This is a genomic window from Flavobacteriales bacterium, from assembly GCA_016124845.1.
In the GTDB taxonomy this organism is placed as follows: domain Bacteria; phylum Bacteroidota; class Bacteroidia; order UBA10329; family UBA10329; genus UBA10329.
Map to the genome: position 1 here is coordinate 65,741 of WGMW01000022.1, position 14,357 is coordinate 80,097.

Annotated in this window: 15 protein-coding genes; 4 read left to right on the forward strand and 11 right to left on the reverse strand. The window is 49.4% G+C overall.

All coding sequences use genetic code 11. The features are described 5' to 3' along the window. Positions 1 to 124 precede the first annotated feature (124 nt). Positions 125 to 748, reverse strand: a complete 624-nt coding sequence (locus GC178_10010; protein ID MBI1287901.1) for a hypothetical protein — start codon at positions 746 to 748, stop codon at positions 125 to 127. Positions 749 to 868: 120 nt separating this feature from the next. Between GC178_10010 and ruvB the strand changes: the two genes are divergently transcribed. The 3 genes from ruvB to queG all read left to right on the forward strand — a co-directional run bounded on the left by ruvB (position 869) and on the right by queG (position 3,307). Continuing rightward, positions 869 to 1,894, forward strand: coding sequence for a Holliday junction branch migration DNA helicase RuvB (gene ruvB, locus GC178_10015; protein ID MBI1287902.1), 1,026 nt, complete (start codon positions 869 to 871; stop codon positions 1,892 to 1,894). A gap of 39 nt (positions 1,895 to 1,933) precedes the next feature. Further along, complete coding sequence (locus GC178_10020; protein ID MBI1287903.1) at positions 1,934 to 2,311, forward strand: GxxExxY protein; 378 nt, start codon at positions 1,934 to 1,936, stop codon at positions 2,309 to 2,311. 78 nt (positions 2,312 to 2,389) lie between these two features. Then, entirely contained in the window at positions 2,390 to 3,307 is a 918-nt protein-coding gene (gene queG / locus GC178_10025) for a tRNA epoxyqueuosine(34) reductase QueG (GenBank protein MBI1287904.1), read from the forward strand. Here the strand turns inward: queG and GC178_10030 are convergent. From GC178_10030 to GC178_10065, 8 genes are all read right to left on the reverse strand, one after another. Then, positions 3,300 to 3,539 carry a hypothetical protein gene (locus tag GC178_10030; protein MBI1287905.1) on the reverse strand — a complete coding sequence of 80 codons (240 nt, stop codon included), beginning with the start codon at positions 3,537 to 3,539 and terminating at the stop codon, positions 3,300 to 3,302. The two genes, queG and GC178_10030, sit on opposite strands and share 8 nt — an antisense overlap. A gap of 42 nt (positions 3,540 to 3,581) precedes the next feature. Continuing rightward, the gene (locus GC178_10035; GenBank protein ID MBI1287906.1) at positions 3,582 to 4,700 is read right to left on the reverse strand and encodes a hypothetical protein; all 1,119 of its coding nucleotides are present in this window, start codon (positions 4,698 to 4,700) and stop codon (positions 3,582 to 3,584) included. Between the two features lie 119 nt (positions 4,701 to 4,819). Next, a complete protein-coding gene (locus tag GC178_10040) occupies positions 4,820 to 5,398 on the reverse strand; it encodes a UbiX family flavin prenyltransferase (protein ID MBI1287907.1) in 579 nt (192 codons plus the stop codon). 63 nt (positions 5,399 to 5,461) lie between these two features. Beyond that, on the reverse strand, positions 5,462 to 6,100 hold the full coding sequence (locus tag GC178_10045) for an outer membrane beta-barrel protein (protein MBI1287908.1): 639 nt from the start codon (positions 6,098 to 6,100) through the stop codon (positions 5,462 to 5,464). Between the two features lie 11 nt (positions 6,101 to 6,111). Continuing rightward, on the reverse strand, positions 6,112 to 7,170 hold the full coding sequence (locus GC178_10050; GenBank protein ID MBI1287909.1) for an Omp28 family outer membrane lipoprotein: 1,059 nt from the start codon (positions 7,168 to 7,170) through the stop codon (positions 6,112 to 6,114). Further along, positions 7,113 to 8,774, reverse strand: coding sequence for a hypothetical protein (locus tag GC178_10055; protein MBI1287910.1), 1,662 nt, complete (start codon positions 8,772 to 8,774; stop codon positions 7,113 to 7,115). Before GC178_10055 ends, GC178_10050 begins: the two co-directional genes overlap by 58 nt. Positions 8,775 to 8,801: 27 nt before the next feature. After that, entirely contained in the window at positions 8,802 to 9,308 is a 507-nt protein-coding gene (locus GC178_10060; GenBank protein ID MBI1287911.1) for a redoxin domain-containing protein, read from the reverse strand. A gap of 86 nt (positions 9,309 to 9,394) precedes the next feature. Beyond that, positions 9,395 to 11,101, reverse strand: a complete 1,707-nt coding sequence (locus GC178_10065) for a T9SS type A sorting domain-containing protein (GenBank protein MBI1287912.1) — start codon at positions 11,099 to 11,101, stop codon at positions 9,395 to 9,397. Between the two features lie 143 nt (positions 11,102 to 11,244). Between GC178_10065 and GC178_10070 the strand changes: the two genes are divergently transcribed. Further along, positions 11,245 to 11,952 carry a T9SS type A sorting domain-containing protein gene (locus GC178_10070; GenBank protein ID MBI1287913.1) on the forward strand — a complete coding sequence of 236 codons (708 nt, stop codon included), beginning with the start codon at positions 11,245 to 11,247 and terminating at the stop codon, positions 11,950 to 11,952. Here GC178_10070 and GC178_10075 read toward each other — a convergent pair. Beyond that, on the reverse strand, positions 11,942 to 12,643 hold the full coding sequence (locus tag GC178_10075; GenBank protein ID MBI1287914.1) for an NAD-dependent deacylase: 702 nt from the start codon (positions 12,641 to 12,643) through the stop codon (positions 11,942 to 11,944). The genes GC178_10070 and GC178_10075 overlap by 11 nt on opposite strands. A gap of 15 nt (positions 12,644 to 12,658) precedes the next feature. Further along, the gene (locus GC178_10080) at positions 12,659 to 13,621 is read right to left on the reverse strand and encodes a hypothetical protein (GenBank protein MBI1287915.1); all 963 of its coding nucleotides are present in this window, start codon (positions 13,619 to 13,621) and stop codon (positions 12,659 to 12,661) included. Between the last annotated feature and the right edge of the window lie 736 nt (positions 13,622 to 14,357).

Sequence of the window (14,357 nt, forward strand, 5' to 3'; positions counted from 1 at the left end):
GGTGGGTGAGTCGTATTTGAGATTGCCCGACAAAATACAATTTTAGTGTTAGCTGGTTCGGCCTCTGCAAATAAAAAAGGATGGCTTGCGGCCATCCTTTCAATTTCGGTATGAATCGGAAGAATTACTTCATTCCTTTCTTTGGCAACCACTTGGCAAATTCCTTACCTGCCTTGGCGTAGGATTCCTGAATACGGTTACCGGTATCCCAAGCCGCACCGTTGAATGCATTTCCAGGAGCTCCGATCAGATCCATTTCTCCAAGAGTTTTGTCAGAACCTGTTTCAACCAAACTGATTTTCAGGTTGATACTTGCTGGAACGGTCATTACCATTGGTACGCTGAATCCAGGCTCGGTCATGGTAGTATGAACGATAAGCGTGTACTTGGCATCGTCTCTTCCTGTTCCGATGGACATTCCTTCCTTGCTCATGCCTTTGTTGAACAACTCCTCAAACTTCCCTTGAAAACGGCCTTCACGATCGGCCACCCAAGCCTTTGACCAGCTGTCGCCCCGTCCGGCCTCTTTTTCGTTGTATTCCTTGATCTTTTTTGCCACGTAGGCCGTTTCTTTCATCTCATTCTTGCCCGTGCCAACGTTCATGTCATCATACTTGTACACAACGTTTACTTCCTTTTGACCGGACAAAGCTTTGAATGAACCTTTGGTCAATTTCATTTTCTGGGCTGAGGCTCCCGTTGCGATCAGGACACCAACTACCATCGATAGAATAATTCTTGTTTTCATTGCAGATTGATTTGGTTAACGTGTTTGTAACACAAATGTAACCGCCTTCTCAACATGTCAAATAGGTAAAACTTCGTATTCATCAGAAATTTCACGTTTCCGATCCCATACTTTTGAAACATGAATCAGAACCTCGATCCATCTTCCGAGAATCAGCTTCCCATTGACCGAGAAACGGAGCGGGCGCTGCGCCCCGTGGGCTTCAATGAGTTCAGCGGGCAGGACAAGGTGGTGGAGAATCTGAAGATCTTCGTTCAGGCGGCCAAACAGCGCGAGGAGGCGTTGGATCACGTGCTTCTGCATGGCCCGCCAGGGCTGGGCAAGACCACGTTGGCCAACATCATTGCCAATGATCTGGGTGTGAGTCTGAAATTGACATCAGGTCCCGTGTTGGACAAGCCTGGAGATCTTGCCGGACTGCTCACCAACCTCGAGCCGAACGATGTGCTGTTCATTGACGAGATCCATCGTCTTTCGCCCGTAGTGGAGGAATATCTCTACTCGGCCATGGAAGATTACCGCATCGATATTATGATAGAGACCGGACCGAATGCGCGTTCGGTGCAGATCAACCTCAATCCATTTACGCTTGTGGGTGCCACCACTCGTTCCGGTCTGCTCACTTCGCCCTTGCGTGCACGTTTCGGGATCACCTCCCGCTTGGAATACTATGATGCGAAGGTTTTGGCGGGAATTGTGAAGCGATCCGCAGCCATTCTTGACGTTCCGATTGATGATGATGCAGCGGTGGAAATCGCGCGCAGAAGTCGTGGTACGCCACGGATCACCAATGCCTTGCTCAGGCGCGTTCGAGACTTCGCGCAGATAAAAGGCGATGGAACGATCACGAAGGATATTACGCAATTCGCACTCAATGCCCTGAATGTGGATAAGCACGGTTTGGATGAGATGGACAACCGCATCCTCAGAACCATCATTGAGAAGTTCAAAGGCGGCCCGGTCGGGTTGACAACTGTTGCAACTGCCGTTGGAGAAGAAGCTGGAACCATTGAGGAGGTTTACGAACCGTTCCTCATCATGGAAGGCTACATTTCCAGAACGCCTCGTGGCCGTCAGGCAACGGAACGCGCCTACGAGCATCTCGGAAAAGTAAGTCCAGGCCGTGAGGGAACACTCTTCGAATAGATGGTTCACGCAGAGACGCAGAGAAACGGAGATTTCCAAATGCAGGAAAATGAGATAACCGGGACGATACTCGACACGTGTATTCAGATTCATCGAGAACTTGGTCCGGGCCTTTTCGAGTCTGTTTATGAAGAGATTCTTGCATATGAACTGGAGAAACTGGACTTGGATGTTCAGCGCCAACGCGCAGTGGAGGTTGAATGGGATGGCCGGAATATGGGGCTCGGTTTTCGAGCCGACTTGATTGTCGAATCCAAGGTCATTATCGAACTGAAATCAATAGAGAAAATCGAGAAAGTCCATTTCAAGCAACTTCAAACCTACCTGCAGCTCACAGGAATTAGGGTTGGTCTTCTGGTCAATTTCAATGAATCTTTGCTAAAAGATGGTTTTCATCGGGTTGTCAATGGATATTGATCATTCCCGTATTTACCGAAGTATCTGTCAATATCTCTGTTTCTCTGCGTCTCTGTGTGAAGTCAAAATTCGCTTTGCGTGAAAAATGAAGCTCTCATAAAACAAGAAGCCCAGCGATTGGGATTTCTGCAATGCGGTATTTCCAAAGCGGATTTTCTGGAGGAAGAAGCACCACGTTTGGAACGTTGGCTCAATGCCAACATGCATGGCGAAATGGGTTACATGGCCAACCATTTCGACAAGCGATTGGATCCTCGGAAGTTGGTGGATGGCGCCAAAAGCATCATCACCGTTCTGCTCAATTATTATCCGTCAGAAACACAGAAAGACCAAGAAGCCCCAAAGATCTCCAAGTATGCTTACGGTAACGATTACCATCATGTGATCAAAGGAAAATTGCGCGAACTGGTCAACTTCATCAATGAAGAAATCGGTGAAGTAGGAGGAAGGGCGTTTGTGGATAGTGCGCCCGTGATGGACAAAGCCTGGGCCGCCAAAGCAGGTTTGGGATGGATTGGCAAGAACACCAATCTCATCCATCCGAAAAACGGGTCATTCTTCTTTATCGGTGAGTTGATTTTGGATATTGAATTAGAACCCGACCAACCAATACGCGACCATTGTGGAACCTGTACGGCCTGTATCGATGCTTGTCCGACTGGAGCGATCATCCAGCCGTATGTGGTGGATGGCTCCAAGTGTATTTCCTATTTCACCATTGAGTTGAAAGATGCCATTCCAACGGAGATGAAAGGCAAGTTTGACAACTGGGCATTCGGCTGCGATGTATGTCAGGATGTTTGTCCGTGGAACCGCTTCTCCAAACCGCACACCGAACCACAGTTCAACCCACACCCCGATCTTCTGGAAATGACCAAACAGGACTGGGAAGAACTCACCGAAGACGTCTTCAAAAAGGTGTTTCAGAAATCGGCCGTAAAACGCACCAAGTTCAACGGGTTGAAGCGGAATCTGGAGTTTTTGAAGTCTAATTGAGACTCGCCAACTCCGCTTCCATCTGTGGTTTGGTGGTTTGCTTTAAGGCAAGGTCCTTCTCCAGTTTGGCCGTAATTTTTATCTGTGTGTTGGCCATGTATGGCACGTTATCGCGAATGGAGTAACCGACCAATTGCACGGTTTTTCCTACTGGGATATTGGAGAATCTGATTGCTCCGGCCTGCTCATCATAATAACCGTCCATCACAGATTTTATGTCTTTGAATACCATTCGGACCGATGGGCGAAGCGAAGTGTCTACCATTACCAACACCTACGTTTTGGCACTGATCTCAGGAAAACGATCACAGTTGATCCAACCCAGCTCGGTGGTTGACATGAGGTACGCGTTCAAAGCCACATCATTATCGGCCGAAGCCTTGGCGTTTTCCAGTTCTTTGGCGCGCTCTTCGGCCAATCGGGCCTGTTCTGCCTCCCATTCCTTCTGCTTCCGTTCGGCTTCGGCTTTGCGTTCTTCCCACTCGCGCAGGCTGCGGTCGTATTCTTCCTTGCTTACCAACTTGCCGTTGATGTAGAATTTCTCGCGAACGATCGGGACGCGCTCAATAACCAGTCCCTTGTTCACCCAATCGAAGCTGCCGCTGCGGTCCACGCGACCATTGAACACTTGCATGCCTTCTTTGTCGGTTCCGTTCTTTGGAAATTCAAGATCAATGGCCTGTCCGTTTGTAATGTGGGCCTTTTCGTTCCCGGTATGTGCATCAAGATGGATGGTTCCACCCGTTTCCAGCATTTCACCGCCCGAACTGGTGTGGAGGTTGGCGTTGATGATCTGCCCTGCTCCGTAAACCTCCTTCAGCTCAACCGTCATCTGACTTGGAACATTGCCATGCGTCAGCACCAGGGTATTTGCCGGAATGTTGATGACCGTTCCCTGTTCACCAACCAAGCGATTGTCTTCCCGAGGGTTGATGGTGAACGTCTGTACCGGAAGCGGCAGATACTCATCAATGGAAGTGAACACAGGTTCTACCCAACCGACCGCTTTGGTCAGGATCACCTCCAGGTCGAACGGTTTGCTTAGGTCAACATCTGCCGGTTTCACCCGGTACGGATTCGTTACATCCACAATTTCAATCACATCTCCGTCTTTACCGATTCGTTTTAGGAGTTTAACGATGTTGTGGGCACGTGCTGCCGTAATTTTGTTCTTCTCGCCCGTATTATGAACGTTTGATATTGGGCCATTGATGCCGAAACGCACCTTCTTGCCCGAAGCCAGTTTGGCATACACGGCCTCAACAACTCTGGCGGGGCTTCCAGAAAGCTCAGAACTGTTGTAAGCAAAGAAAACGTTGTGGCGAGGAATGGTTTCTTCAGCGTTGTAGGCCACCAGCACAACGCCCACAAGGAGGGAAATGAGGATTTTCATGATTCGTAGGATTAGACATTCGAACCATAAACGCAGAAGGATTTCCCGAAATTATTCGGGCAGAGCTGTTTTCTAACTAAATGTTAATCAGCGCAATAAGCGATTGATTGGAAGCGTTTTTATTGGTTTTTAGATTCGCTCCAGCGGAACGAATCCAACTCAAACCCGGCAAGGTCGAGTACACGGTCAACAACCGTTAGCGCCAATGCCTCAAAGTCTTTCGGGTTGCTGTAAAACGATGGGCTGGCTGGCGCGATGATGCCGCCCGCTTCTGTGATCGTTTTCATGTTATTGATGTGAATGAGACTCAAAGGCGTGTCTCGCGGAACAAGAATAAGTTTACGTCTTTCCTTGAGGATGACATCCGCAGCGCGGGTCATCAGATCGTTGGAAACGCCTGTGGCAATACGCGCCATGGTTCCCATGCTGCAAGGTGCCACGATCATGGTCTCAAATCTGGCGGAGCCAGAAGCAAACGGAGCCAGGAAGTCATTGCTATCATAGATCTTGAATGGCAACTGTTCGAAATCGGAGTTGCCCAGTTCAAGTTTCCAGACCTCCCGCGCATTGGAACTGAATACCACACCAACGTCTTCGATCTGGTCTTTCAGCTGGCCCAGTCGATCAAAAAGCACTTTGGCGTAGATGGAGCCGCTTGCTCCCGTAACTCCCACTACTATTTTTCTGCCTTTTTTCATATGAATGTTAATCCTCCACCTCGTTCCTCGGCACCTCCGTTAGAAGGAGGAACTTGGCATCGGTCATTCTACTTTCACCTCGATCTGGTTCTTCTTCTTGGTCGCTTCGATCTTGTCTCTGTCCAAGGTTGTTTTGAACCAGAACCTAACAGAAAAAGCAATGACGTGGTTCATCCACCAATCCTGTTTGCGCATGCTGAGGATGGAATTGCTGTAGCGGGCGTTCACCTCAATTTTCCCTTTCCAGAAATAATAGCTGAGACCTGCCGCTCCGCTCCACTCCGCGCGATGATACACACTTGAATTTCGGCTCTCAACAGAATTCGTAACGCGGTCGAGCGAGCTGAGCAAGATGCCGACCTGCGTTCCCAGTTCAATGCTCATGTTCTTGATGCCATACCAACGATACAGCACAGGGATTTCGAGCATATTATGGTTGTAGAGAATGAGCGTGTTGCCATTCTTTACGGTCGGTGCCTGTCGGCTGCCTTTCTGAATGAATGAGAGTTCCAGTTGAAGCGTAGAACGCGGTGTGAAGCGATAATCTGTAAACGCACCTCCCCAAGCACCAACTTTATGGAATCCCACGATCGCATCTCCCGAAACCTGCGAGGTGCTGAGACCTGCGTACAGTCCGCCTCCGAAACCTTGCGCAACGGAGAAAAGTGGTAGGAAGGAAAGTAGAAAAACGAGAATCCGCATGTGCGGTAAAGTTACTCTTCAATCACTGGCCTGTACTCGGCCTGAATAACTTCTTTGGTATCTGTGCGGTAAATGAACGCAACTACGTTGCAGTGTTTGTCCACCCATTCGGTATCGATCTGCAACGAGTACGATACGTTTTCCACCGTTCCTGCTGTTAGGTTTCCGCTGCCTACCTGATCGCCCCACGTGCCATTGAAGTTATTGCGTAGCATGTGCATGTGCACGTAATCTTCCACTTTTTCACTTGGCAGAGATGGGTCGTAATCCTTCTGCCAATCGATAATGCTATCCTCCGTTAAGGTGACGATAATGTTGTAAGGGCCATTGTTCAGGTCGTTCACCGCCTTGATATCAATGCTCGTGGTAACCGTTCGCGAACCTTGGTTGTAAGTGTTCTGCATGGTCAATGAGGCATCTGCCGGAACGGCAAGAAGATTGGCCACCTGTGCGGCCCAAGCTGTGTACGATTGCGGGAACGATCCGCCCACATTTCTTCGATTTATCAATCCGTTGGGCAAGCCTTGGGCGCTATTGCCGAACTCTGTGTTCCAAGCGTTTCCAGAGGGTGTTCGGTAGTCGTTTGCAAAGCTGCCATCCGGGTTGTTCTCTGGCTGCGCGAAAAAGCCTACATGCACGGCCATTGGCACTACGCGGTCGCCCCACGTGCATTGCAGGTCGTGCAAAACAGAAGCAGCTCTCGGACAGTTACCGCAGGTGTGACCCGTGTAATCTTCCACCAGTACTTTCCGCACGTTCTCGTATCGGCAATGGCAATCATCAACAATGGCATTGGGGTCGTAATTGGTAGCGGTGGAATCGGTACAGCCTCTGAAGAGATTCGGATCGTATTGGCACGAACCGTCATCATGCGTAGCATCTTGATCGTAATTCTCCGCTATCGGGTCGGTGCAACCGTAATGAGGCGGATCCAATACATCGCATGCCGAAAAACCAATGGCGAACAAGGCCATAAGGAAGAATGCAAGATCGGATCGTTTATGCAGCATGCTCAAAAACTTGTGGTGATTGAAAGTGTGACCCCGTTCGATGCAGGAACGTTTCTGCATATACCTCCAACGCAGAAGATACCCGCACGTTGTCTTCCGTAGCCAAGCGTTACGCGCGTGGCGTTGTGAATGTAACCCACCGTGATGGAAGGATAGTGGAGGCGTTTTTCCTCATGCGGATTCCCGTAATTCCATTGGTCGGTAACGGCCACGAACATGTGGGGCGACCAGTTGTATTCCAGCAATGCCATGGCCCAATCTCCTTGGTCCGGATGATCTTTTTTCACCCAAAGTCCCTGCATTTCCAACCTCAGCGAATGTCTGGCAGCGACTTTATAGGTGACGTCCAAAATGCCAATGTTGGCGTGGATGGTCCCATAACCGACCAGTCCTTGCACCACGTCTTTGTTGTAGGTGATGTTGAGGTATTTGGCCACCATTTTGAATTTGCTGCTGAACTTCTTGTTTATCTCAAAATTGATGTCTCGGAAATACAGATCGCCCAGTTGGAAATACTTATTGGTGTACCCGCTTTCTGCGGCATTGATGGTGTTCACCAGTCCGTGCACCTCCGAATAGTTGAGCAACAGATTGATACCGTATTTTCCTCCCAGTTTCGATTTCTTCGGGACCTTATAGCTCACCTCGCCCTGAAACGCCCATTCGCCATTGGGTTGGGTAGCATACGGATAGAGGCTGGCCGCCAACTGATAAGTATGCTGCTTGGTAAGGGCTGGCAGATAATTGATGTTCAGGTTGAAACCAGAGGCGGTCCTGTCTGAGCGGAAATCCATGTTGTCGATGCGCTTGGCACCCACCACCACGCCAAGTCCTTTTTGCGAGTAGGCTGCCGTGACCAACAACCCATTTCCAGGATTGTAGTTCTTATGGAGTTCTCCGTTAACGCTCAGCACGTTTGTCGCCTGCGGGTCGTTGATCTTGCTCACATATTCGGCCGAAAGATTCCATTTGCCATAGATGAGGTTGGTGCGGGCAGCCCAGGCACCAACGTTCTGCGGCAGGTTGAAATCCGGGTCATCGTCTTTCTGATATTTACTTACGAAACTTCCTCCGAAGGTGGCTCGGAACTTGGTTTCGGCCAAGGCCTTGAACGTTTCGTTCAGTGCAATTTCCCCATCAAAACCTCGTACAATTCCTTCGCCATACGTGAAGAACGAACGCTGCTTACCGATGAGGCCGATCAAACGGACACCGCCCAGCACATGCGCTTTCACACGGGCACCATCAAAAACGTTATCGTAACCCAATCCGCGGTTCTCGTAGGCCCGTAGGATCATTCCCGAACCGAACTGTTCGTAAAAGTTACCTACGGTGATGGTGAGGAAGTCGGCATCGAACGTGGCATAGCGATACGTGATTCCCTGTCCTTGGTAGCGCCTGTCGAAACCCAAAATGGCATTGAGGTAATTCTCATAGCGCATTCCAACCTGAAACTTTCCTTTGGTGTAGATCAGGTTGGTGAAACCGTTCATCAGCAATTTCTCCGGAACGGGAGGCGCGCCAATGATCGTATCGGGATTGTAATACTGGGCATCGAACTGCACGTTGCCGTGAATTTCGCCCCATTTGCCCGATTCCTGCGCTTCGGCCAAACCGAATACTGAACAGAAAATGACCGTTGTGAGTAAGCGGTTTCTGAACATACTGGAGATGAGAATTCGAAAAAGGGATTATTTGCCAGCGTTCTCCTTCACCACCTCGTAAAGGTGTTCTTCATCGCCAACCACATAGGCATTGTGCGACCAGACCACCTGCTTGTCGCCATTGAGTACAAACGTGTGTGGAACGGTATTCACGTTCATCACACGCTTAAAGTCGCCATTGGGATCCATGTAAACCTCGTAATCCCAATCCTTTCCGTTGACGAACGGAGCCACTTTGGCCGTGTTCCGCGCATCATCAATGGAAATGGCAATGAGCTTCACACCCGTTTCTTCCTGCCAATCTTCATACACATCGGCAATGGTGTTCAATTCGAGAACACACGGTTTGCACCACGTGGCCCAGAAACTGATGACGATAGGCTTTCCATCGTTATCAAAATCCTTGGTGTCGAAGCTTTTGCCTTCGAGCGTTTTGACCACGGCTGAGGGAAGGTCCCAGTTCTTTTTGGCCACTTGGGCCTGTGTTGCAACACAGGTGAGGAGAATGGAAAGGGTGAGAAGTGCGTGTTTCATGGTTCAATATTAGTTCTAAAAATCCGAAGGCCACAGATCAAATACCGTTCCGTACTTGACCGTGGCCTCCGAATATGAAGCAGATCTTATTTCTGTACTGAAAGCATACGTGTTGCTCTTCCGTTTTCAAGTTCTATGCTCACGGTGTACAATCCGCTTGCAAGTTGATCGGTGTTCAGCACCAAGTTGTTCGTTCCTACATTCAGATTGCCGATGTTGTGGCTGTAAACAACGGCTCCCAATGCGTTGAAAATGCGCACTGTACCTCTGTCGGCAGCATTCATTTCCATGCGCAATGTGGTGTTGTTGGATGTCGGGTTCGGATAAAGGATCATGCCATCAACATTGCTTGGAAGCTCTGCGATTCCCTGAACGAAAGGAACTTTTTTGAAAGCTGCCTGAATCACCTCCTTGGTGCTGTTGTTCTGAACGAACGCCACTACAATCACACCATTCAATGATTCCCATAGATCGTAGCTGCCCTGAGATGGGTCGCCAGATGGAGTTTCTGTGAACGTGTAGCTCTTGCTGACGCTTTGCGCGGCACCTGCAGTGAGGGAACTGAGGGTTGTTCCGCTTGCACTTGGCAGCATCTTGCGCTCAGCAAAATGATACTCGTCCTGCGATGTGGTGGAGGCAACGTAATCGTAGTACTCCTCAACTGCAACGATGTGCAATTTGTGCGTTCCGCTGAAATTGGCGTATGGTGTCACTTCCACATCAGCCGTGATCTCCATTCCGTTTCGGGTCACATCCAGGTTGATGTCCATGAAGGCGGCTTTCGCAGCAGCGTCATTCAACTCGGCAGCATTGCCATAGATCATCTCAGAACCATCCAACCAAGGAGAAGGAATACCTGAAACATCATAATAACCTCTTCGGCTGCTACCATCGCTGTTGTAGCTTGGGTCGTTTCCTGGAGAAGGCCAATCCATCTGATACTTGACGGCCGCAATGTTTGAACCAGGCTGGTTCGTGTTCAAACTGACCAAGGTCGGGTCGAACGTACTGTTGAAACTGGCACAAGGATTACAAGTGGAGCTGGTGAATTCCTCAACCAACGTAACGCGTTGAACGCTCTGAGTGGCCACTTCCACATCTTGACTGTACATGTCGTTGGCAGCAACCGCATCTCCGCTCACTCCAGAAAGCACATAATCAATGGTGTGTCCACCAACAGTCGCATTCCAAGGAGTAGTGAAAGAGAAGCTTCCTGTGGCTCCCGGAGCAATGGTGTTTGAGAACGACTGTTGAACAGGTGTTCCATTGTCAACTGCATACGAAAGGTCGAATCCTGTAATGCTCGCGATTCCATTGTTCTTTACCGAACCGGAAACGGTTGTGCTGCCTTGTGCGATAACTGCCGCAATATCTGACATGGATATGCCAAGGTCGGTGCCAAGGGTAACCGTTGCTGTTTCCTGATCGGCAAAAGAACCACCGGTGGAAACATCGGTACCACCAACGCTTACTGCCCAAGCCCCGTTTCCGTAAGCGCAGCACATACCATCGCCATACTGGTCATTCACAGTAATGTAGATGGTGCTTCCATCAGGAACACAGAATGTAACGGGTGTCTGTGGAAATGCTCCCGAAGAAGACTGGTCTGTGTAAGGTCCTCCGGTTGCATAGGAAGGATTCCCTCCCGGACCGGTGATGCTCCAAGTTGTTTCAGAGCCGTAGGCATCGGTGGTTACGGTCATGGTCACTTCCGTCTCACCGGAAGGACATTGGGCGAAAGCAGCGGTTCCGAGACCCAGCATCGCAATAAAAGTCAGTAGATTTTTTTTCATGTCGAAATAAGAGTTAGTAGCCTTAAAGGTTGATAATTCGCATCAAATGTAATAACCAGTATATTCTTTTAAGGGCAACGGCAACGACAAAAGTTTGATATTGCTTGCTTAAATTCGCCATTTAAACAACACGACCTGAAATTATGAAATACCTATACGTGGCCTTGTTGAGCATTTTGGGGATGAATGTCCAAGCTCAGAACAACCTTTCCATATCCAGTCTCGATCGCAATCCTTGGGGAGCTGTTAATGCATCGGTCATTCAGACTGATGGTGTTATCGAGAACAGTGGCTCCAATGATATTGAGGTGATGGTGCGCAGAACCATTGTTGATACTGTTCCCGGGTCTCAGAACTACTTCTGCTGGGTGCAGTGCTACGAACCACAGACTGAGGTTTCGCCATCTCCGCTTACGATTCCGGCCGGCCAGAGTGCCAGCGATTTTTATGCCGATTATAAGCCGAATGGCAACGCAGGCGTAAGTACCATGATCTATTGCTTCTATGACAGATTGGTGCAATCCGATTCAGTTTGCGCCACCGTACGTTTCAGCGCCAGCCCAGCTGGAATTCTGGACGTTTTTGCGGGCGATCGTTCTGGCGTAAGCGAATCCTATCCGAATCCTGCTCGCAGCATTGCCAATATCAATTATGCGTTGGCGCAAGGATGGCGCAAGGCCGAGATAAAGGTGTATAGCATGCTCGGTTCGTTGGTAAAGCAGGTTGCCTTGAAAGAGAATCAGGGAACACTCAAACTGAATGTTTCCACGCTGCCATCGGGCATGTACTTCTACATGCTTACGGTTGATGACCGCGAGATAAGCACCAAGAAAATGCTGGTCACAAAATAATCTCTCCATTCAGGAGCGAATCGACAAGCCGGGGCAATGTTGCTCCGGCTTTGTCATTGATGGCCGTCACCGATTCGGGGTAGACCAGTTCGTTGGCCTTCGGATCAATGATCCAAATGGGCGCATTGGGCCGCGCATATTGGTAAAGCCCCGCTGCGGGGTACACGTTCAAGGATGTACCGACAATCATAATGGCATCCGATCCGGAAACAAGCTGCGCGGCAGGATAAAGGTTCGGCACCTCCTCTCCGAACCAGACGATATGCGGTCGCAGTTGATGGCCGTGTTCGCATACATCGCCCATTTTCAGTTCCCAACCTTCGAGGTCATAGACCGAATTGGGATTTCCAGTACTTCGAACCTGTTTCAACTGTCCGTGCAGATGCAGCACATTCCAGTTTCCTGCACGTTCGTGCAGGTCGTCCACATTCTGGGTGATCACCTGCACGTCAAATGCATCCTGTAGTTTGGTAATGGCGAAGTGAGCTGCATTCGGTTCTACCTCATACAATTGCTTTCTGCGGAGGTTGTAAAACTCCAGTACCAATTGCGGGTTGCGGTGCCATGCCTCGGGTGTGGCCACATCCTCTATGCGGTGATTCTCCCACAGTCCATTCGCATCACGGAACGTGCTAATGCCACTTTCTGCGCTGATGCCTGCACCGGTCAGGATGGAAATTCGTTTTTGCACGAGGCAAAATTAAAGCTAACCAGAAATGGTCACTTCGTACTGCGCATCTGTGTCCGGACTGCTGTTGGAAATATTGAGGAACGGAGGCAATGGACCACTGGCCGTACTGTTTCCCGTAACGGCTACCTGCTCCCCTGCATTGACCGTTTGCCCATCCACGCACGGGTCAGTGGCGGTAGCGCTACCGCATACTTTGAAAGGAACTGTTCCCGTATTCTTTACCGTAATGGTCGCATCGGGCGCAATATCGGATGCTACATTGGCAGTTGTATTTGGGGCCACAGTTCCGGTCAGTACAGTTACGGGCGGGGTGGCACCGCCACCGGGTACGTTGTAAATGATGTAGTCGCTGTATTTGGCCTCGTTGCGCGTTATCCAATGGTCTTTTCCAAAGTCGAACAGTTCTACAATATTGGCATACAGATCGTTGGCCAGGTCAACGCGTTCCTGCGTGGCCACGTGGCGGGCGCGATTGGCAGTGTCCTGTGCATCAATGGCATCATCCAAGGCGGTTGTGAGCGTATCAAGGTCGGTTATCATGGCGGCCGTTACTCCCTTGGGGCCAAGTTCGGTCAAATATTGTGTGGCCACCCGCGACACTCTTCCGCCACAGCGAACAAGGTCATTGTCACTCATGTCGTCCAGCCCTTTGGTGCCGAACCGATTGTACTTGGCAGAATCTACGGGAAATACCTGTTTTACCCTTACCATGATGCTTCGGATGCTCACCTTCAGTGCATCGGCAGCAGCGTCCTTGTTCTCGGTGGCCTCGCTTGCAATACCCTGTAGTTCTTCATCGGTAGGGTAGTCCTTCAGTGCCTGTGTCTTTGCGGCCAGGTCGGTGCGGTAAGTGCCATCCACTCCATAGTCCAATAGTTCCGCTGCATCGCGGTCCATCAGGTCATCAGCCTTGTCGCCCAATTGCTCCAGATCTGCAAATGAGAAATTGAATGCGGTTTTTGATTCTTGCTTTTTCATGACGTTAAGTTTTAATGTTTTTCTCATAACTTTATGGGAACTATTATTAGTATGAACGAAACTATTTTTTAACGTTTGTTCACTTTCCACATTTTATTCATCTTCTATGTCGGTATAACATAAACAAAATCAAAAGACCTGTCAGCACCACGAACGGAACTCTTGATAGGATGAGGAAAGATGTTTGTTAAGGGAATGGAGGGGTCGGTAGCTCGAATTGCTCCCATAGGTATACGAATCGTTCATTTAGCATTGTTGTAGGTTCAATACGCAATGCCCATCGCGCGCTCCGCAAAGCCAACCGCACCGTCCGCAAGCCCAAAAGGAGTGTCCGCAATGCCAAAAGGAGTGCCTTGGGCATGGCTGAGCGAGACGATGGTGTTGGATAGCTGGTCGGTCCGAATGAAAAAATTATTAAACGGTTCTGTGTTTGTTTCGGGAGTATTTTGACATATTTTTTTACAATAGTTTGTAAATGATAAAAAAATGATTTAGCATTGACCTGACGAAACCATTGGAACAGGGAAGTTGGGAATTGGGAAGAACTGTGGATGACGGGGTGTTGGGTTTCCGCTACAGCGTAACCTACTATTCAAAACGTACGTCTCCCTATAAAGGATTGATTCCGATATTTCATAGCTTAATAGGCTTTTTGATTATTTCCCACGCTTTTTCTTTCCCTATTGCAGATGCTGGCGACTCTGCATACGAAACAAATATTTCGTTTTGTTTTGTG